At 38.9% G+C, this 20,208-nt stretch carries 16 protein-coding genes; 11 read left to right on the forward strand and 5 right to left on the reverse strand.

Going from position 1 to position 20,208, the window contains the following annotated elements; translation table 11 throughout:
* Positions 1–87 precede the first annotated feature (87 nt).
* A complete protein-coding gene (locus ACYVJ6_RS06140) occupies positions 88–1,173 on the reverse strand; it encodes a mannose-1-phosphate guanylyltransferase (protein ID WP_460693149.1) in 1,086 nt (361 codons plus the stop codon).
* Positions 1,174–1,418: 245 nt separating this feature from the next.
* On the opposite strand from ACYVJ6_RS06140, the gene recQ reads away from it, so the two are divergent.
* Both recQ and ACYVJ6_RS06150 read left to right on the forward strand, forming a co-directional pair.
* Positions 1,419–3,614, forward strand: a complete 2,196-nt coding sequence (gene recQ, locus ACYVJ6_RS06145) for a DNA helicase RecQ (RefSeq protein WP_460693150.1) — start codon at positions 1,419–1,421, stop codon at positions 3,612–3,614.
* Between the two features lie 45 nt (positions 3,615–3,659).
* Positions 3,660–6,155, forward strand: a complete 2,496-nt coding sequence (locus tag ACYVJ6_RS06150; protein ID WP_460693151.1) for a hypothetical protein — start codon at positions 3,660–3,662, stop codon at positions 6,153–6,155.
* On the opposite strand, the gene ACYVJ6_RS06155 is transcribed toward ACYVJ6_RS06150, so the two are convergent.
* Entirely contained in the window at positions 6,156–8,054 is a 1,899-nt protein-coding gene (locus ACYVJ6_RS06155; protein ID WP_460693152.1) for an OmpA family protein, read from the reverse strand.
* A gap of 41 nt (positions 8,055–8,095) precedes the next feature.
* Positions 8,096–8,719, reverse strand: a complete 624-nt coding sequence (locus ACYVJ6_RS06160; protein WP_460693153.1) for a 7-carboxy-7-deazaguanine synthase QueE — start codon at positions 8,717–8,719, stop codon at positions 8,096–8,098.
* Positions 8,720–8,859: 140 nt separating this feature from the next.
* On the opposite strand from ACYVJ6_RS06160, the gene ACYVJ6_RS06165 reads away from it, so the two are divergent.
* From ACYVJ6_RS06165 to ACYVJ6_RS06175, 3 genes are all read left to right on the forward strand, one after another.
* Positions 8,860–9,624: a hypothetical protein gene (locus ACYVJ6_RS06165; RefSeq protein WP_460693154.1), complete on the forward strand. Its 765-nt coding sequence runs from the start codon at positions 8,860–8,862 to the stop codon at positions 9,622–9,624.
* Between the two features lie 5 nt (positions 9,625–9,629).
* A complete protein-coding gene (locus tag ACYVJ6_RS06170; protein ID WP_460693155.1) occupies positions 9,630–9,968 on the forward strand; it encodes a Rieske (2Fe-2S) protein in 339 nt (112 codons plus the stop codon).
* A gap of 75 nt (positions 9,969–10,043) precedes the next feature.
* Entirely contained in the window at positions 10,044–10,634 is a 591-nt protein-coding gene (locus tag ACYVJ6_RS06175) for a DUF4202 domain-containing protein (protein ID WP_460693156.1), read from the forward strand.
* Here the strand turns inward: ACYVJ6_RS06175 and ACYVJ6_RS06180 are convergent, their stop codons facing one another.
* Positions 10,635–11,540: an AEC family transporter gene (locus tag ACYVJ6_RS06180; protein WP_460693157.1), complete on the reverse strand. Its 906-nt coding sequence runs from the start codon at positions 11,538–11,540 to the stop codon at positions 10,635–10,637.
* Between the two features lie 413 nt (positions 11,541–11,953).
* On the opposite strand from ACYVJ6_RS06180, the gene ACYVJ6_RS06185 reads away from it, so the two are divergent.
* The 6 genes from ACYVJ6_RS06185 (at position 11,954) to uxaC (ending at position 19,699) form a co-directional block, all read left to right on the forward strand.
* Positions 11,954–12,361 carry a c-type cytochrome gene (locus ACYVJ6_RS06185; RefSeq protein WP_460693158.1) on the forward strand — a complete coding sequence of 136 codons (408 nt, stop codon included), beginning with the start codon at positions 11,954–11,956 and terminating at the stop codon, positions 12,359–12,361.
* A gap of 24 nt (positions 12,362–12,385) precedes the next feature.
* The gene (locus ACYVJ6_RS06190; protein ID WP_460693159.1) at positions 12,386–14,722 is read left to right on the forward strand and encodes a TonB-dependent receptor; all 2,337 of its coding nucleotides are present in this window, start codon (positions 12,386–12,388) and stop codon (positions 14,720–14,722) included.
* 35 nt (positions 14,723–14,757) lie between these two features.
* A complete protein-coding gene (locus tag ACYVJ6_RS06195; RefSeq protein WP_460693160.1) occupies positions 14,758–15,582 on the forward strand; it encodes a ThuA domain-containing protein in 825 nt (274 codons plus the stop codon).
* A complete protein-coding gene (locus tag ACYVJ6_RS06200) occupies positions 15,579–17,858 on the forward strand; it encodes a DUF7133 domain-containing protein (protein WP_460693161.1) in 2,280 nt (759 codons plus the stop codon). Before ACYVJ6_RS06195 ends, ACYVJ6_RS06200 begins: the two co-directional genes overlap by 4 nt.
* A gap of 110 nt (positions 17,859–17,968) precedes the next feature.
* The gene (locus tag ACYVJ6_RS06205; protein WP_460693162.1) at positions 17,969–18,184 is read left to right on the forward strand and encodes a hypothetical protein; all 216 of its coding nucleotides are present in this window, start codon (positions 17,969–17,971) and stop codon (positions 18,182–18,184) included.
* Between the two features lie 114 nt (positions 18,185–18,298).
* Positions 18,299–19,699: a glucuronate isomerase gene (gene uxaC / locus ACYVJ6_RS06210; RefSeq protein ID WP_460693163.1), complete on the forward strand. Its 1,401-nt coding sequence runs from the start codon at positions 18,299–18,301 to the stop codon at positions 19,697–19,699.
* Between the two features lie 49 nt (positions 19,700–19,748).
* Here uxaC and ACYVJ6_RS06215 read toward each other — a convergent pair whose 3' ends face one another.
* Positions 19,749–20,201 carry a NanQ anomerase/TabA/YiaL family protein gene (locus tag ACYVJ6_RS06215; RefSeq protein WP_460693164.1) on the reverse strand — a complete coding sequence of 151 codons (453 nt, stop codon included), beginning with the start codon at positions 20,199–20,201 and terminating at the stop codon, positions 19,749–19,751.
* Positions 20,202–20,208: the final 7 nt, after the last annotated feature.

Raw genomic sequence — 20,208 nt, forward strand, 5'->3', positions numbered from 1 at the left:
GCAAATCAAAACCAAAATGATTTTTTTACTGTCCTATGTAGAGATTGCCACGCTACGCTTGCAATGAGGCTTGGAAATATTATAGACTTAAATATACTTCGTCCCAAATTTTTGCTTCACATCGGCAACCACTTTTTTAACGTTTTGCTCCTGGTCGCGTGGGCATATTAGCAGGGTATTGTTTGATTCCACCACAATATAATCATGCAATCCTTGTAAAATAACCAGTTTATCATCAGGCACGTTAACCATACAGTTTGATGAATCATACATGATCACCTTTTCTGAAGGGATAACCGCGTTACCTACATAGTCCTTTTCGGCAAGTTCATAAATAGATGCCCAGGTACCCAGGTCAGACCACCCAAACTCTGATGGTAATACGTAAACGTTATCCGCTTTCTCCATAATACCATAATCAATAGATATATTGGTGCACTGCTGGTAAGCCTGGTTAACGTGGTTACGCTCGTTATCGGTATTGTAATGGGCTCGTGCTTCGGCGAATATGTCAAACATATCAGGCAGGTATGACCCAAACGCCTCAACAATGGCTTTAGCCGACCATACAAATATGCCCGCGTTCCATAAAAAATCACCGCTTTGTATAAAGGTTTTAGCAATCTCCAACGTAGGTTTTTCAGTAAAGGTTTTTACTTTATGAAAATCATTATTAAGTGCTGTATCCGTATATTGAATGTAGCCGTAACCGGTATCGGGCCTGGATGGCTTAATACCCAGGGTAATCAGGCATTTATTTTCTGACGCTGTTTTAAGCGATTTCTCAATAGTACTAACAAATGCAGCTTCATCTAATATCAGGTGGTCAGATGGAGCCACTACAATAGCAGCATGCGGGTTTAAGCTTTCAATTTTAAAACATCCATAAGCCACGCAAGGCGCCGTGTTGCGCATTACAGGTTCAGTTAATATCTGGCCATCGGCCATGTCAGGTATTTGTTGTTTAACTAAATCGGTATAGTTCTCGTTAGTAACAACGTATATATTTTCTTTGGGGCATACTTTTAAAAAACGCTCATAAGTGTTTTGTATCAGTGTTTTGCCCGTGCCCAGTATATCAATAAATTGTTTTGGATATGATGATCTGCTAATGGGCCAAAAACGGCTTCCAATACCGCCGGCCATTATAATTGCGTAATAATTTTTATTCATTGTAGGTGTAAATATTTGTTTGGCTTAGCCATTGCAAATTTGTATATTAATCTTTTAAATCAACCGTTTTTTTAAATTAAATAATTGAGGGGCTGCAACAATGTTCCCAATAAATGATTAAGCAAGCAAATTGTTTTTTCGCATTAATAACATTTACGTAAAATTTTAAAGTATTTACTGCGTTTATTCATAAAAAATTGTTACTTTAACATTTAAATTAAAAATAAAAAAAGCATAATCAAATAATGGTAGAGGCCCAAAAGTCGCTGTTTGATAATCTTCAGAATTTTTTTGGATTCGATAATTTCAAAGGCGAGCAGGAAGCGATTATAACTAACATACTATCAGGTAACGACACTTTTGTAATTATGCCCACAGGTGGGGGCAAATCAATGTGTTACCAGTTGCCTGCATTGATGAGTGAGGGAACCGCGATAGTAATATCACCGTTAATTGCGTTAATGAAAAACCAGGTCGACCAGTTAAGGGCATTTGGTGGGTCAGACAGCATAGCACACTTTTTAAACTCTTCATTAACTAAATCAGATATTACCCGTGTTAAGGAGGATGTGTTGAGTGGCAAAACAAAATTATTATATGTAGCGCCCGAATCATTAACCAAACAGGAAAATATAGATTTTTTACGGCTTAACCATGTATCATTTGTAGCAGTTGATGAGGCACATTGTATATCAGAGTGGGGACATGATTTTAGGCCCGAGTACCGTAAAATACGCCAGGTTATCAGCAATATTGGCGATGGTATTCCTATTATAGCATTAACGGCTACGGCAACACCCAAAGTTCAGCAGGATATTCAGAAAAACCTGCAGATGAACAATGCCACTATTTATAAGTCATCATTTAACAGATCGAACCTGTTTTATGAAGTACGTGCTAAGCGTAACGTAATAAAAGAGATCGTAAAGTTTGTTAAGCAAAATACAGGCAAATCGGGCATTGTATACTGCCTTAGCCGTAAAAAGGTAGAAGAAGTTGCCGAAGCTTTATCATTAAACGGTATTAAGGCATTGCCTTACCATGCCGGTTTAGACCCTAAAGTACGTGCCGATACGCAGGATAAATTCCTGATGGAGGATGTGGATGTTATTGTGGCAACCATAGCTTTTGGTATGGGTATTGACAAACCCGATGTGCGTTATGTAATACACCACGATGTGCCTAAAAGTATGGAAGGCTATTACCAGGAAACCGGCCGTGCCGGGCGCGATGGTGGTGAGGGTGTGTGCGTAGCTTTCTATTCGCAAAAGGATATTGATAAACTGCAGAAGTTTATGAAGGATAAACCGGTTTCTGAAAGAGAAATCGGTACCCAGATATTAAAAGAAGTTATTGATTATGCCGAGTCGTCCGTTTGTCGTCGTAAACAACTGTTGCATTACTTTGGCGAGAACTTTAACGAGGCAGGCTGTAACAACATGTGCGATAACTGCTGCGGCCCTAAACAGTATTTTGATGGTGAGGAGCATCTGCATAAAGCATTAAGTTTAATTAAGCAGATAGGTGAGAAGTTTGACGATCACCACATCATCAGCATATTAATAGGTGAGGATAACCCGCAAGTTCATAATTACGAACATCATTTGTTAGATTGGTTTGGATCTGGCAAGGAGCAGGGTGCTATTTTATGGAACTCGTTATTAAGACAGGCACTGTTAAATAATTATCTGTCAAAAGATATTGACCAATATGGCTTATTGCGCTTAACCAAATCAGGTAATGCGTTTTTAGATAATCCGCATAGTATCCGCTTCATTATGAATCAGGTTATTGAGGCGCCCGATGATGATGATAACGATGATGGGCCTAAACAAGGTGGTGGCGCGTTAGATACGCAGTTGCTGCAATTGCTTAAGGACCTACGCAAAAAAATGGCTAAGCAAAAAGGCTTGCCGCCATTTGTGTTGTTCCAGGATCCATCATTAGAGGAAATGTGTATACATTATCCTATAACTACGGATGAATTGAAGCAGATATCAGGCGTAGGGGCGGGCAAGGCACAAAAATTTGGCGCGCCATTTATTGATCTGATAAATAAATATGTTGAGGATAATGACATTGACCGTCCGATAGATATGGTGATCAAAAGTGCAGCCAATAAATCGGCACTTAAAGTATTCATTATCCAAAATATCGACCGTCATTTAAATCTGGATGATATTGCCGCTTCAAAAGGTTTATCATACGAGGAAATACTAAAAGAGGTAGAGACCATAGTTAACTCGGGTACCAAATTAAACCTTAATTATTTTATTGATGAGGTGATTGATGAAGATAAGCAGGAAGAAGTATTTGATTATTTCCGTACTGCTGAGGTAGATTCAATAGATGATGCTCTGGTTGAACTGGGAAGTGATGACTATACCCGCGAAGAAATACAATTAATGCGCATAAAATTCATGTCAGAATTAGGAAATTAGGAATAAAAAAGTGAACTTGGTTTACTATTATACCCCTAACCTATTATGAATCAAAAAAATATATGTAAAAGCAACTATAGTTATATGGTTGCTTTTTTTTGTTGGTGTTTTTTATTCCTACATATTGCCGACAGCTATGCACAGGCTAAGCAATCAGCATTTATTGATAGCATGATCAACAAAATAGACAGGTATGGTATTAAGCATCATACCCCTGAGATGTTTGTCCATTTTGATAAAACTGTTTACTCCAATAATGAAAATGTTTGGTTAACCGCCTATCTTTTAGATTCTACAGGTATCAATAACCATACAACATTAATAGTTAGTTTAATTAAGGATGATGCCCGTGCAGTAGTGCTTGAGGATAAATTTGTTATGGATAAGGGCTTGGCTTTTGGTAACTTATTTATTCCTGATAGTGTAACAGCTGGTAACTATACTTTTGTAGCCTATACCAATTTAATGTTAAACGGCAACCCTTATATCCTATTTAAACAGCCGGTAACTATTAAAACCGCAAACCAAGCTACATTTACTGCCCAGCTTAGCCCTGTTGATACATCCATAACTTCAGCCGAAATGAAAGTCAGGTTAATAGCAAATATTTCGGCGGTAGATCTGTTACCGAATGCAGATGTTAACTATTATGTAGGCAGCCCTGCCAATCATCTCATATCAGGTAAAGTTAAAACTGATGCATCCGGCCAGTATGTATTTAGTGTTCCATCAAAAATACTTAGTCCCGGCAATAATAAAATATACGTTAGCGTAAAGCATAAGGGTGAAGAGAAAGAGATTAGTATGGCTTTGCCCGTCGCTTCGCAATTGCCTGTGTTAAACTTTTATCCCGAGGGGGGTAACCTGGTTAATAATTTATCGGGTTATGTTGCTTGGGAAGCTAAAACAGCCGACAACACTCCATTGCAGATTAGCGCAATACTTTATAAAGACGATAAAGTTGTGGATACTATAGAAACCAATGGCTATGGTATGGGTAAATTTATATTTACGCCCAATAGCGGTAGTAAGTATGTAGTGAAACTAAATGGTAATATGGGCAAAAGCTATGATTTGCCTGCAATATTAACCAGCGGCCCCGCTATATCTACGCAACGGGCCTTAGTTAACGACACCCTAACCATTACATTGCAGGACAATAAGCCGGAAAAGCTGTTTGTTTTAGTGCACAATTACAGGCAGCTGTTCTCGGCAACACCTATAGCAATGAGCGGTAATTCAAAACGTGTAAAAATACTTTTAAACGAAGTTCCTAAAGGGATCAATCAATTAACTGTTACTGATAGCCTGGGTCGGCCATTTGCACAACGTACATTTTTTGCCCATTATAACCGTAAGCAATCATTACAGATAGATGTCAATGATCAATTTGGCACTCGTCAAAAAGTAAACATTAAAGTTAAATTAAATAATATAGATACATCAGCAATGGCATTGGTATCAATAGCTGCTGTGCAGGATAACCGGATAGAAATTAAAAGGAAAAATGATATAGAAAGTTATTTTTATTTGAACAGCCAATTAGGAGATTTGCCGGTAAAGGAAAACTATTTAGGCAGCGACGAAGCTGATAAGGAATTTTTAGAAAACGTATTATTAATAAAAGGCTGGGCAAGATATAAGTGGACAGATGTCTTGAAAATTAAAAGTGCTTCTGCCGTTCATCAATTTGAAATGCCCGCTTTTAAAGGTAAGGTTACCACACTTGCTAATAAACCCCTTAAAAATCCGGTAACTGTTATGGTAATGGGCGATGGTCGTATTACGCCCGTGCAAACTGATAATACAGGAAATATTGTTTTTGAGAACGAACACCTGTTTACCATGCCGGAAAAGAAGATACGATTAATGGTGAGCGGCGACAATCCAGATATTTATAAAATACAGGTAACCGATCCATTTAGTACAATAGCCGAAAAAATACCCGCTTTATTAGCTTATAATGATTACAGCACGGCCGCACAGCAAAGTACTTCGAATATGGAATTAGCCGGTAATGAAAAAGCCATTCAATTAAATGAGGTTAAAATTAATTCTAAAAAAATTGATGTGATAGATAATAGTTTTTTTGGATTGGCAAGTAGGTTTGGCGCTAACGAGTGCGGCGATTATGTATGCGAGTATAATATACTTAATTGTCCAAATCATAGAGGTGCTCCTAATAACACGCAGCCTGTAACCGGGAAGACATATCAAACTCCTAACCGAGGAGGTGCAGTGTCTTATTCCGGCTGTATCGTACCCAAAAAGGCAGATGTGAAGAATTCCGTAACTTTTAAAGGTATTTATAATACGGTTGAATTTTATGGGTCTGATTATTCCGAGATCAGTCCCTCTCAACCCGAATACATATCAACCATCTATTGGAAACACCTGGAAAAAATAACAGCCGGTAAGGAAACCAATTTTTCATTTTATACCAGCGATATTACAGGCAGGTTTAAAATAATTATACAAGGGATAACCGATGATGATGTAGTATATGGCGAGAAGACCTTTACAGTATCTAAACCCAAATAATTACTTTCCTATTATTTTAAACTCTGTCCGGCGGTTTTTGCTGCGGTTTTCATCTGTATCATTAGGGGCAATGGGTTGGGTTTTGCCATAACCTTTAAATATAAGCCTGGCGGGATCCATTTTATTGGCTATTAAATAATCATAAACCGCCTTTGCCCGGTTTTCTGATAGGGTTTGGTTAAGCGCGTCATTACCCACGTTATCAGTATGGCCCGATATTTCAATACGCAATGTTGGATTAAACAATAAAAAGTCTATCAATTTTTGTAGTTCTGATGTAGACTCAGGTTTGATATCAAATTTATTAGTGTCAAAAAATATGTTTTTCAATATCACTTTATTACCCACTTCGATAGGCTCCAACAAAACGGATATATTAAACGCGGTACTTGATTGATAACCTGCAAGTGAGAAGTTTTCAGAATAAAATAGGTACCCGGTTTTAGAAATATTAAGTCCATAATTTTTGCCTGCGATAAGGGTTGCCAAAAAATCACCTTTATCTGCCGAACTATAATCCTGGTAAACGGGCAGGTTGTTTTGCAGGTCCAGTATCTCCACTGCCGACTCCAACGGTTGTTTGGTTTTAGCATCGCTCACGGTTCCCTTTACATAGGTTACTACGTTAGGGCGTAGTTTGACTGGCATTTCAAAGGTATAAATATCAAAACCGCCAAATCCTTTTATGTTGTTGGATGCAAAAAACGCGGTTGCGCCATCTGCTGTTAAAGTAAGGGCGGTTTCATCGCCATTTGTGTTTATAGGATAGCCCAGGTTTTCAGGCTTACCCCATTTACCGTCATCGCCTAACCGGCTTACAAAAAGGTCCTGGTTGCCCATGCCTGGCCAACCGTTTGAACAGAAGTAAAGCGTATTATTATCGGCATGTATAAATGGCGATTGCTCGTTAAAGGCCGTATTAATATTGGGCCCTAAATTTTCGGGCTCTCCCCATCCTTTTGATGTAAGGGTTGATTTCCAAATATCATAACCGCCATAACCACCTGCACGGTTACTTACAAAATACAAAGTTCGCCCATCAGGGCTTATTGATGGTTGCGACTCCCATCCTGAAGTATTAATAGGCGGGCTCAAATTAAACGGTTTGCTCCATTCATCGCCTTTTTTTTGCGAGATGTAAATATCACATCGTCCTAACCCATCCGGGCGGTTGCAACCGGTAAAAAATAAATATTTCCCATCCTGCGATATGGATTGCGAACCTTCATTATTGGTAGGGGTATTTATTTGGGCACTTAAGTAAGTAGCGGTTTGCCATTGGTCGGTTTGTTTGGTTGCCTGGTAAAAGTCTTCATTGCCGTTTATCTGGCGTGTAAAAATCAGTGTCTTTACATCCGCAGTTGCCATAGGCGAATACTCGTCAGCGGCTGTGTTGATTTCGCTGCCAATATTAACCGGTTTAAATGGTACAGGGTGCTGCAAAGCATCTATACTAAATTTAGCATCCTTCAACAACTTTTTGGCTGTTGCCAGGTTTGATGCACTAATATTAGGGTAAGTTAAATACTTTTCTAAATGTTTTTCGCCGTTTTTATATTGCCCTTCGTAAACTTCCAATTCGCCAATTTTAATATAGATAGCGCGGTTAAAGTCGGGATCAAGATCAATAACTTTTTGATAGGCCTCAATTGCCTGGATGTTATATTTTCTTAACCGGGCAACATCACCCAGTTGGGCATGGGCTTCCACAAATTTACTGTCGGCAGCTATGGCTTTTTGCAGGTGCATAATGGCCTCGTCATATAAATGATCGTCAATAGCATGGCTGGACTGCACAAAATATTGTATAGCATTTTTATTAGTGGTGCTATACCGGTTTTGTGCATCGACGTTAAATGATACAATAAACAATAAGATAAGCAGAACTATACTCCTCATTATGAACGAATACGCAGGGTTTATACCCTAAGTTACAAATATTAAGGAATATTAAGATACTTATGCGTTTGTAAGGATATCTCCCATTTAGGGTTATTCATTACATAGTCCACAATAAGCGGGGTTATTTCTTTTGATTTTGACCACTCCGGCTGTAAGTATAGTTTGCAATCCGGACCTACCAGCTTGGCATTATCCTCTGCAAATTGAAAATCGGATTTATTGAAGATGATTACCTTTAATTCATCCGCCTTTTGCGAAACCGGCAACATAGGGGCTTTAAATTTTTTAGGTGATAAACATATCCAGTCCCAATGTCCCGAAAGGGGATAAGCGCCCGAAGTTTCAATAAAGGTTTTAATGCCGTTTTGCTGTAGTTGGGCAGTTAAATAATCCAGGTTATATATTAAGGGCTCGCCGCCGGTTACCACAACAGCTTTGCCGGGATGTGGTAGTGCATTTTGTACAATCTGGTCGGTAGTAGTAAGCGGATGCAGCTCGGCATCCCAGCTTTCCTTAACATCGCACCAATGGCAGCCTACATCGCATCCGCCCAGGCGGATAAAATAAGCGGCTTTACCGGTATGGTATCCTTCTCCCTGTATCGTATAAAACTCTTCCATTAAAGGAAGCAATGTGCCATCTTCCGTAACCTGGTGTGCCATAGGCGGCAAAGGTACGTTTTTGAGGGGAAAGGTTAAAGGTAAAAGGGGAAAGGTGAGATTGGGGTGATAGTTGTATTCAACAAGATTTAAAAAATGTTAAAATTCTGATAATCTTATAAATCTTAATTAGATTTACCTTAATGAAAAACCCACGCATCCCTTTTTTGCTTTTGATGATGCTTTGCTTCTCCTCGTGCGTGGATATTGAGGAGCATTATGATTTTAAAGAGGATGGATCGGTTAAGGTAGTTTACGGATTTGATATGAGCCGGGCGGTATCGGTATTGATGAACCTGATGACTGATTCGGTGCGCGAAACCCCACAGTTTGGTATGAGGAAGGACACTACGCTTAATTTTTACAGCGCTCTGCCGGATAGTACCCAACAAAAAATGACACCGGATGAAGTTAAAATGGCCCAAGGCAGCGAACTGGCCGTAAAGATGGACCTAACCAAAAACATGATGAAGGTGAATGTGAATCACCTGGCTAAAAACAGCGACGAGTTGGAGTATTACCTGAAGCATATTTCTAAAATATCATTGAGCAATCCGGTTAATAGCATTGCAAATAATAATAAAAACATCAAATCATTTGACGCGCAACAGTTAGTAGCAGGGCAGGATTATTACGATTATGATGTAACCCCGCATAAGTTTTACCGCATTATTGATAAGGATAAGTTTAACGCTTTTTTAAAGAAAACTTCATCAACCTTTGCTATGGCTAAAGCAATGCTGATAGATATGCCTTATAAATTAGTGCTCAGTTTTTCAAAGCCTGTAAAAAAAGTGGTTAATCCCCGTGCTATTTTATCGCCCGATAAAAAAACCGTAACCATCATAGCTGATATGAATGATGTGATCAAAGATCCATCATTAATGAACATCAAAATAGATTTTTAAACCTGATGCAGTGGTATAAAGTGCCCGATACTATTGATCATAACAAGCCATTCATTAAAAAAATAAAAGTTGGCGGTAAAGGAATTTGCCTGGTAGGGTATGAGCAGCAGGTGTATGCCTTATCCGCGTCGTGTCCGCATGCAGGAGCCGAACTGGCTGGCGGCTGGTGTAAGGATGGTAAAATCATTTGCCCGTTTCATCGCTACAGCTACAACCTGCAAACCGGCAAAGGCGATCCCGGCCAAAATGATTTTGTGAATACTTATCCCGTTGAAGTGCGGGAGGATGGTGTTTATGTGGGAATTGCTTCTTTTGGAGATAAATGGAAGCAGTGGTTTAAATAATGTCGCTCCATTGAAGGATTGAAATTGCCCCAGATTTTTCATATTTGATGTGATTTAAACTAATATTGCAGGCAAATGGATAAATTAAATATTGCTTTTGATGCTTTTGACAGCTATAATAAACAGGATCCGTTTATTTTTACCTGGGATGGTGTAAGTTATCCGCAGGAATATTTTTTAGCGTTAAAACTGCACGAATGGATTTTAAAACTTGATCCAAATGCCGGCGAGGAGCTTTTATTAGCATCGCGCAGTCAACATATAGGCCGTTGGGAAAGCCCTCGCGAAACTTATCCTATGGATAGGGAAGGCTACTTAAAATGGCGAAGAGATCTGTCTCATTTTCATGCGGATAAAGCTGCCGAAGTTATGAAAAGTTTAGGGTATGGTGATGCCGTTATTGATCGTACGCGCCAAATCATTTTAAAGCAAAAAATTAAAGTTGATAAGGATGTGCAAACAATGGAGAATGCTTTATGCCTGGTATTTCTTCAATTTCAATATGAGGAATTTCTGCATAAGCACTCGCCCGAAAAGGTGGTGAATATTTTAAGAAAATCATTGTTAAAAATGGATGCACATGGGCACCAGTTTGCATTAGGTTTAAGCTATTCTGAATTGGGCTTGCAATATATTAACAAGGCTTTGCAGTTGCTTAAAAAGTAGTTATATCAATATTTGTAATATAAACCACCATATACTTACTGTAACAAAACCTAATACCAGGCCAATACCAATTACCAGGTTAGCTAAATTGGAGTTAAGTTTGTATTCGCTGGCTATTATACTTGCCGACATTAGGGGAGGCATAGCCATTTCAAATATGGTTACCTGTGTTATTATACCACGTAAATGAAAGGCTAATGCTATCAGCGTAACTATGGCAGGTGCTATCATGAGTTTATACAATAGGGTAACAGTTATCCGTTTAAGTTCGTCTTTATAACCTTTAAACTTTAGCTGCAGCCCGATAGAGAATAAGGCTAATGGTGCAACTGTAGCCGCCATTTTATCAAAAAAAGAATCCAGTGCGGAAATGTCAATATAGTGTGGTAATGTAAGCGCCAGTGTACATCCCCAAAAAGCAGGAAAAGAAAGTATTTTTTTAAGGAATATTTTGGGTGACGGTTGTTGGGCCTGCGAGGCATTTATAGCTAATCCCACACCCACGGTTGATAGTAGAATAAAGCCCATTTGGTCGCATATTACGGCTATAGCTATTTCCTTTTCAGAAAAAAAAGCGGCAACCATTGGGAAGCCCAAAAACGAGGCATTGCTTATTCCGCCAGATAAGGTTAAACCTGCCGCTGTTGATTTAGATATTTTTGCCGCGGTCGAATAAAAACGGATGTAGATAAATGCGCCTAACCAAACCACCACAGGTGCCAATATGGGAAATAATAGGGACATGCTCCATTGTATATGAGGCAGGTATTTAAAAGAAATTGCGGGCATAGCCAGGTACAATAACCAGGCATTAATACCTTTGTGCGCATCAGCAGGTAAAAGGTTTGATCGCCTGAAAAGTATGCCGGCAGCAATACAGATGCCTATTATTAAAAAGTTGGTCACAATTATTATTAATAATTGCGCAAACCTAATAAATCTCAGTAATAGATATGATTTAGTTTGATTTTAAAGTAACAATTGCAAGACAAAACCCACATTGTAAACATTCTTAATAAGTTATAATTAACTATTAAAAGCGAACTAAAATATAGCCAAATAGCTGTATTTTACGTCTTTTGATGAAAGGTGGGTTTTTATTAGGATCAAAATCAAAATACTGATAGGCAATACCTTGCCTTAATTGATGGAGGTGGCTATTGATTTTAGCATCATATTTATTAAGTTTGTTGCCTATAAGTGTCGTAAGTACACATTAACCAATTAACTAACACGATTATTTTATCATTGATTAAGCTATTTGGGATAAAAATAGTCATACTAACAATAAACTAAATAAAATACTATATAAAAAAGCCATGAAGAGAGCAGTAATTACAGCAGGGATAATGATTTTAACGCTGGCCACCACTTATTCGTTTGCACAAACAAAAAAAGTAACTACAACTAAAAAAACAACAACAGTAAAAAAAACAACTACTACAACTGCAAAAAAGCCAAGTGCTGCAGATATTGAAGCCGGTAAAGGCTTATTAGCTAAATCTGATTGTTTAGCTTGTCATAAAGTTGATACCAAACTTGTTGGTCCGGCTTACAATGATGTTGCTAAAAAATATCCTGCATCAGAAGCTAACTACGATATGTTAACTAAAAAAATAATTGCAGGCGGCAGTGGCAATTGGGGACAGGTGGCTATGTCGCCGCACCCAACATTGGCAGCGGCTGATGCTAAAAAAATGGTCCAGTATATTTTATCACTTAACTAATACCAACAGCCTACCTAACCAATCATGAATAAAAAACTAATATTGGTTTGGCTATTAACGGTAATAACTATAGCCGTTAATGCCCAAACCCTTTTAACCATAAAAGGTACAGTTAAAGACAGTAAAGGTGCAGCTATTCCGGCTGCATCTGTGCGTTTATTAAATACCAATTTTACAACATCTACCGACAACCGGGGTACATTTACTTTTGTTAATGTACCTACCGGTAATTATAAAGTAGAAGTAAGCGCCGTAGGGTACGCTACCACAAGCCAGAATATCAATATTGCTTCATCAAGTACCGAAATTAATGTCCAATTAGCTGCATCAGGTAGCCAGTTAGATGAGGTCGTAGTATCTGCCGAAAAACGTGATGAAGAAGCCCAGCGCTTACCTTTAAGTGTATCTGCTTTATCATCAAAACAAATACGAGATTACCGCGTATGGAACGCAAAGGATATAACCGGTATAGTGCCTAACTTATTTTCTGCCGGCCCCGGCGATAACCGCAATGTTACCTCTATACGTGGTATTACTACTACGTCATATGATCCGGCGGTGGCTACTTATATTGATGGTGTTAGCCAGTTTGGTTTAGATACCTATATAGCTCAGTTATTGGATGTAGACCGTATTGAAGTATTACGCGGCCCGCAAGGAACTTTATATGGCCGCAATGCTACCGGCGGTGTTATCAATATTATCACTAAACAACCTACTAACCAAACCAGCGGTTATGTTAACGTTGATTTTGGTAATTATAATCTGCAGCGTTATACTGTTGGTTTCCGCACGCCTTTAATAAAGGATAAGTTATTTTTAGGTGTATCAGGTATTTACTCATCTACCGATGGCTATTACATTAATACCTTTAACAATACAAAGTTTGATAAACAGCACTATTATTTAGGTAATTATTACCTGAAATATTTGGCCAGTTCGCGTTTATCATTTACGCTGAATGTTAAGCATAATTCAAACCGTAACAACGGGCCTTTTGCTTTGGCAGGCAACCCAACTACAGCGTTGAGCCAGCCATTTAAAGTAAATCAAAACGCTACAACTACTTTATTTGATGATATCTTCGATGCATCGTTAACTGCAAATTATGTTGGCCGTGGGTTTAACTTTACCTCACAAACCTCATATCAGCAAAACTACCGTTATTATGACAGGCCAATAGACGGCGATTTTTCACCGCTGGATATTTTAACTATAAATAATAATTATGGTAAGGCCTGGAACAATGTAAAAACCGGCATACAGGAGTTTCGCTTTAGTTCGCCAACAACATCTGCATCACCATTAAAATGGACAGCGGGTGTTTATGGTTTTATAAACAGCCAGCCAAACAAGCAAAGCACTCATTATGGTGCACAGGCTGCTTTATTTGGCGCTCCGCCAAATGCTACCACGGTCAATATCAATACTGCAAATAATTTTGGCACTGCTGTATTTGGCCAAGCCACTTATACTATATCGCCACAGGTTGATATAACCGGCGGTATACGTTATGATTATGAGCATAGAAAAGCATTTGTAAGTGGTACCTATCAACCTGATGCGTCTCCGGTGGCATTTACAACCGCACCAGATCAAACTGCCACTGCAACTTTTAGGGCTTTTTCACCGAAGGTAAGTATAGCTTACCATCCTGCAGAAAATAATACCTTATATGCTTCATACAGCCGTGGTTATCGCGCCGGTGGTTTTAGCCAGTTAACCGACGACCCATCAACACCGGCTTTAGATTTTTTTAAACCCGAGTATAGTAACAATTACGAAATAGGCACTAAAAATACTTTTTGGGATAACAAAGCCCGTTTAAATGTAACAGCCTTTTATACTTTATTAACTGATGCTCAAGTTCCGTTCCTGGATCAGGTAACCGGTTTTACTTATACCCGAAATGTAGGTAAGTTAAACAGTAAAGGCGTTGAATTAGAGTTTGCCACTACACCGGTAAAAGGTTTGGAGTTTGATTATAACTTTGGATATACCCATGCAAGGTACACTCAGGGTGTTACAAATGGTAATCGTCAAATATTTACACCTGATGTTACCTCGATGTTAGCCGTGCAGTACACTTATGATCTTGGCGGACAGCAGGACTTTAAATTGGTTGGTCGTGGTGAGTGGAAGTATTTAGGAGACCAATATTTTGATTTGAATAATACCATAAAACAGAATACTTACCATTTATTTAACGCAAGGGTAGGCGTTACCAGCAAATGTTTTGATGTTTTTTTATGGGCCAATAATATTTTTAATAAACATTATATTGATTACGCTTATAATTTTGGTGCCGCTCATTTAGGAAATCCGGCAATTTATGGCGTATCTTTAAGAGCCAAATTTTAAACCAAACTATAAACCAATTACTAATCAATAATAAAATGAAGAATCAACGAAAAACCAATTGCCCAATAAGCGTAACTGCGCTGGGTGTTATGGTAATGCTGTTTGTTTGCGGTACTACTATGGCGTGGGCGCAAAATCCTAAAGTGCTTATATTTAGTAAAACTACCGTATATCATCACAATTCAATAGAACCGGGCATTGTTGCGATACAAAAGTTAGGTGCCGAAAATAAATTTGATGTAGATACGACTACTGATGTATCTAAATTTACCAAAGATAACCTGAAGCAATATGCTACTATTATTTTTCTGTCCCCTACAAGCCCTTCAAACCCAACTGATAGACGTATAGTGTTTAAAGACTCATTAAATAAAGAAGCGTTTAAAGATTATATAAAAAATGGTGGTGGTTTCTTAGGTATTCACTCTGCAACCGATTTTGGGTATGAGTGGAGCTGGTATGGACAATTAGTTGGCGGGTATTTTTTGGGCCACCCACGTAAAAACGTACAAACTGCTACTTTACATATAGTAGACAAGAAAAATCCGGCTACTAAGGCTTTGCCTGAAACATGGACAAGAGCTGATGAATATTATAGCTTTAAACCGGGTAGTAATCCTAAAGACCTGCATGTACTAATAACACTTGATGAAAATACAGAGGATTATGGTACACAAACAAATTTAAAAATGGGTGAGGTTCATCCTATAGCATGGTATCATGATTTTGATGGAGGGCGTGCGTTTTATACTGCCCTTGGTCATACAAACGAAAGCTTTTCAGAGCCCATGGTGCTAGACCACATATTAGGTGCTTTGCAATATACAATGGGTAAAAAATTCAAAGGTAAAAAACAATGAAAAAAACCAACAAAATAATATTGGCGGTATCAGCCGTAGCCATGTTTGTATATGCTTGTAAAACAGGATATATAGCTCAATTACCTATCGAACGTGATGCTTCCGGTAAAATAAAAGTTCAGGCTGATGTAAGTGGTGATCCTTTTTCACCGGAGGAAAGTATGAAACGCATTTACCTGCCTAAAGGGTATCACTTACAGCTCGTAGCCAGCGAGCCTATGGTAAGCCAACCGGCAGCAATTGCATGGGATGGTAACGGCGTAATGTACGTTGCGGAATTAAACACCTATATGCTGGATGAGGACGGATCAAATGAGTTTGCTAAAACCAGCCGTGTTAAACGTTTAGAAGATACTAATGGTGACGGTGTAATGGATAAAATGACCGTGTTTATTGATAACATGGTTTTACCACGTATGTTGCTTTGTATTAACCATAAAGTGATAGTTAACGAAACCAATACCTATAACATTTTTAGCTATGAAGATACTAACGGTGACGGTGTAGCTGATAAAAAAGTACAGGTTTATAAAAATGACGCGGTTGATAACAAAAACCTGGAGCACCAAAAAAGTGGTTTAGACTGGAATATTGATAACCGTATTTATGTTACGGTTGACCAGGTACGTTATGAATACAAAAACGATATGTTGGTGCCTGATACATTGGTTGAACCACCGCGCGGACAGTGGGGTTTAACTCATGATAATTATGGCCGTTTGTTTTTCTCAATTGCTGGTAGCGAGTTACCTGCAAGTAACTTTCAGCAAAACCCGCACTATGGTACATTTGATATCAACGATCAGTTTGATGCTGAGTTTCAAAAAGTATGGCCTATTGTAGCTACTCCTGACGTTCAGGGTGGTTTATTTAGGTTGCGTCTTACAGATAGTACTTTAAACCACTTTACCGCTTGTAATGGCCAATCTATCTATCGTGGTGATAAATTACCGATGGATATACGCGGAGACTTATTAATATGTGAGCCTGTGGGCCGTTTAATACGTCGTGCTAAAGTTAATACAGTTGATGGTAAAACAACTTTGGTAAACGCTTATAACGAGCAGGAGTTTATTGCATCAACAGACTTAAACTTCCGCCCGGTAAATACCGCCACAGGTCCTGATGGTTCATTATATATTGTAGATATGTACCACGGTATTATACAAGAAAGTAACTGGACTCGTAAAGGAAGTTTCCTTCGCCCTAAAATTTTAAATAAAGGCTTACAAAAAGTTATTGGCCGCGGACGTATCTATCGTGTGGTATATGATGGTATAAAACCTTCAAAAGTTAAGCCTAATATGCTTAACGAAACCAGTGCACAGTTAGTTCAGCACTTAAATAATGCTAACGGATGGTGGAGAGATGCTGCACAAAAAGAATTGGTTGTACGTAACGATAAATCAGTTGTACAGGCATTAAAAACTTTAGCTGTTTCAGCTAATCCTTTATCGCGTATACACGCTTTATGGACCTTGAATGGCATGAACGAGATGACCGTACAGGTATTGGGCACTGCATTGAAAGACGCTGATGCACAGGTACGTAAACAGGCTGTTTGGATAGGTGAGGATTTGATCAAGAAAGATGCGCAGGCGTTAGAGCAGGTTATAGCATTAAAAGATGATCCAAGTGCCGATGTACGTTATCAATTATCATTAACATTAAGATTTAACTCTTCGCCAAAGGCACAAGCAACTGTAAAGGAACTTATAGAGAAATATCCTGGTAATATTTTAGCCTTATCTAATAAGGATTATAATGATAAGCTTAACCGTCGTGCTGAACAAGCTAAAGCACAGGCTTTGCTGGCACAGGCAGACCGCGAGTTGGTGCAAAAAGGACAAGCTATATTTAAAGAGCTTTGTGCAACCTGCCATGGTGGCGATGCCAAAGGTGTATCAGTTGGAGGTAGTGCAATGCCGGCCCCTGCTTTGGCAAATAACACTGATGTTAGCAGCCAGGCACCTGACAAACTGGTACGTATACTACTACATGGGTTAAGTGGCCCTGTAAATGGTAAAACTTACCCGGATGTTATGCCTGCCTTAGGTGGTAATACAGATAACTATATTGCTTCGGTATTAAGCTATATACGCAGCAACTTTGGCAATAACGCCCCGGTAGTAAGAGACGCTGATGTAGCCCGTATCAGAGAGATAACTGCTGACAGGAAAACCCCCTGGACAGTAGCCGAATTAGATACCGTAAGAATACAACGCCGTGGTTTTGGTGGTGGTCGTCCGCCGCAAGCACCTCCTGCAAGGCAATAATTTAATCAACATTATACTAAGCCGCCCCGATTAATCGGGGCGGCTTTTTTTATGGTTAATGAACAATTACCGGTAAGTGGTGTTATAACATAACACTAAAACAGATTGCTATGAGCAGAACAGTTGGAATTGTATTGGTAATTATAGGTGCCGTAATGTTAATATGGACCGGCTTCACGTATACCAAAAAGGAAAAAATTGTTGACGCGGGGCCTATTGAAATATCTGCCGACAAGGAAAAGTCAGTAAACTGGCCACCATATATTGGCGGGGTATTATTGGTAGGCGGTATTGTAATTATTATGACCGCAAAAAAGACAGCTTAAATAGGTTAGTATTTAGCAGTTTTGGATATTAAGTAAGTTAAAAAAGATAGTTTTTATCTTGATAAGCCGTGATTTATAGGTAATATTGTTACCTGCAATCACCATTTTTATTAGATGAAGAATTTTCTTGACCAGGACTTTTTATTACAGACAGAAACCGCTAAGAAGCTATATCATGATTATGCCAGTGAGATGCCTATTATTGACTATCACTGCCATCTTCCACCTGACCAAATTGCTGCTGATATAAATTTTAATAACCTTACGCATATTTGGCTATATGGCGACCACTATAAATGGCGCGCTATGCGTGCCAACGGCGTGAATGAGGAATATATAACCGGTAATAAAAGCGATTGGGAAAAATTTGAACAATGGGCAGCAACAGTGCCCTATACCCTGCGCAACCCGCTTTATCATTGGACGCATTTAGAGTTACAGCGATACTTTGGCATAAAGGAAATTTTATCGCCTGCTAATGCGCGTAAAATTTATGATGAATGTACCGAAAAGCTGCAATCGTCGGCGTATAGCGTACGGAATCTTATAACCGGTAAAAACGTACAAATGATTGGTACTACTGATGATCCGCTGGATAACCTGGAGTATCATCAGCAACTGCTTAAAGATGGTTTTGCAACTAAGGTCAAGCCGTCCTTCAGGCCGGATAAAGCAATGTTTTCTGAAGATATCCTTGCGTTGAACCATTATATTGATCAGATGCAAGAAGTAGCTGATGTGGATATAAATGATCTGGAGAGCTATTTAATTGCATTAAAAGGCCGTCATGACTATTTTGCAGCCAATGGCTGTACCATATCTGATCATGGTTTGGAACATATGTTTGCTGAAGATTATACTGAGCAGGAAGTTAAATCAATTTTCCAAAAAATAAGAAATAAGCAAACCATTACCCCGCAGGAGAGTGCTAAGTTTAAAACTTTCATGCTGTTAACTTTTGCCGAGTGGGATCATGAAAAGGGATGGGTGCAACAATATCATTTAGGTAGTTTACGTAACAATAACACGCGTGCCCTTGCCGAACTTGGCCCTGATACCGGCTGGGATTCGATAGGCGACTTTAAGCAGGGCAGGGCATTGTCAACTTTCCTGAATAAACTGGAGAAAGAGAACAAACTCACCAAAACGATATTATATAACCTGAATGCTTCAGACAATGATGTATTTGCAGCAATGACCGGAAATTTTAATGATGGATCAGTAGCGGGTAAAATTCAGTTTGGTTCCGGCTGGTGGTTTAACGACCAAAAGGATGGTATGATAGCACAGTTAACTTCCCTATCAAATATTGGCTTGGTAAGCCGTATGGTGGGAATGTTGACGGATTCGCGCAGTTTTATGTCGTTCCCGCGCCATGAGTATTTCCGCAGGATCTTATGTAACCTGTTTGGTAATGATATTGAAAACGGCGAATTACCAAATGATATAGCCTGGACAGGTAAGATCATCCAGGACATTTGCTATTATAATGCTAAGGAATATTTTGAGTTATAAGCAAAAGAGCCGCGAAATGCGGCTCTTTTGCTTATAAAAAGGGATTATATTAATCAATCCTAACCTTTACCACCATTTTTTTGATCAAACCCTCGCCTATCATTGGCGCGTGTACATCTTCGGGGTAAAAAATAACAAACTGCCCACCTTTTAAATTGAAGTACATATCCGGTGTATCAGCAAAAAATAACACATCCTTTTCGTCATTGTAGTCGCCTTTGGGTTGGGTGCAATCGGTACGCGGTTTCCATCCAATGGTTTCATTGCCGCGTATACATACCTGTATGTCGATGTTTTTATTATGGCATTCAAATTTTTCGGTAGCAACTTCGGCAGTTTTGCCTTCATTGTCTGATGCTATGATCATTACACCATCAGCAATATCAAATTTGCCCGCTTCAACTGCGTTCAAATCTGCCGAGGTTAAATAATCAAAAGCAACTTTAAAATTTTTATGCAGGCCGTAGTATTTTTCGGCACTGGCTAATGTATCTATAATCATTTGGTTC

The sequence above is a fragment of the Mucilaginibacter puniceus genome (genome assembly GCF_054783175.1).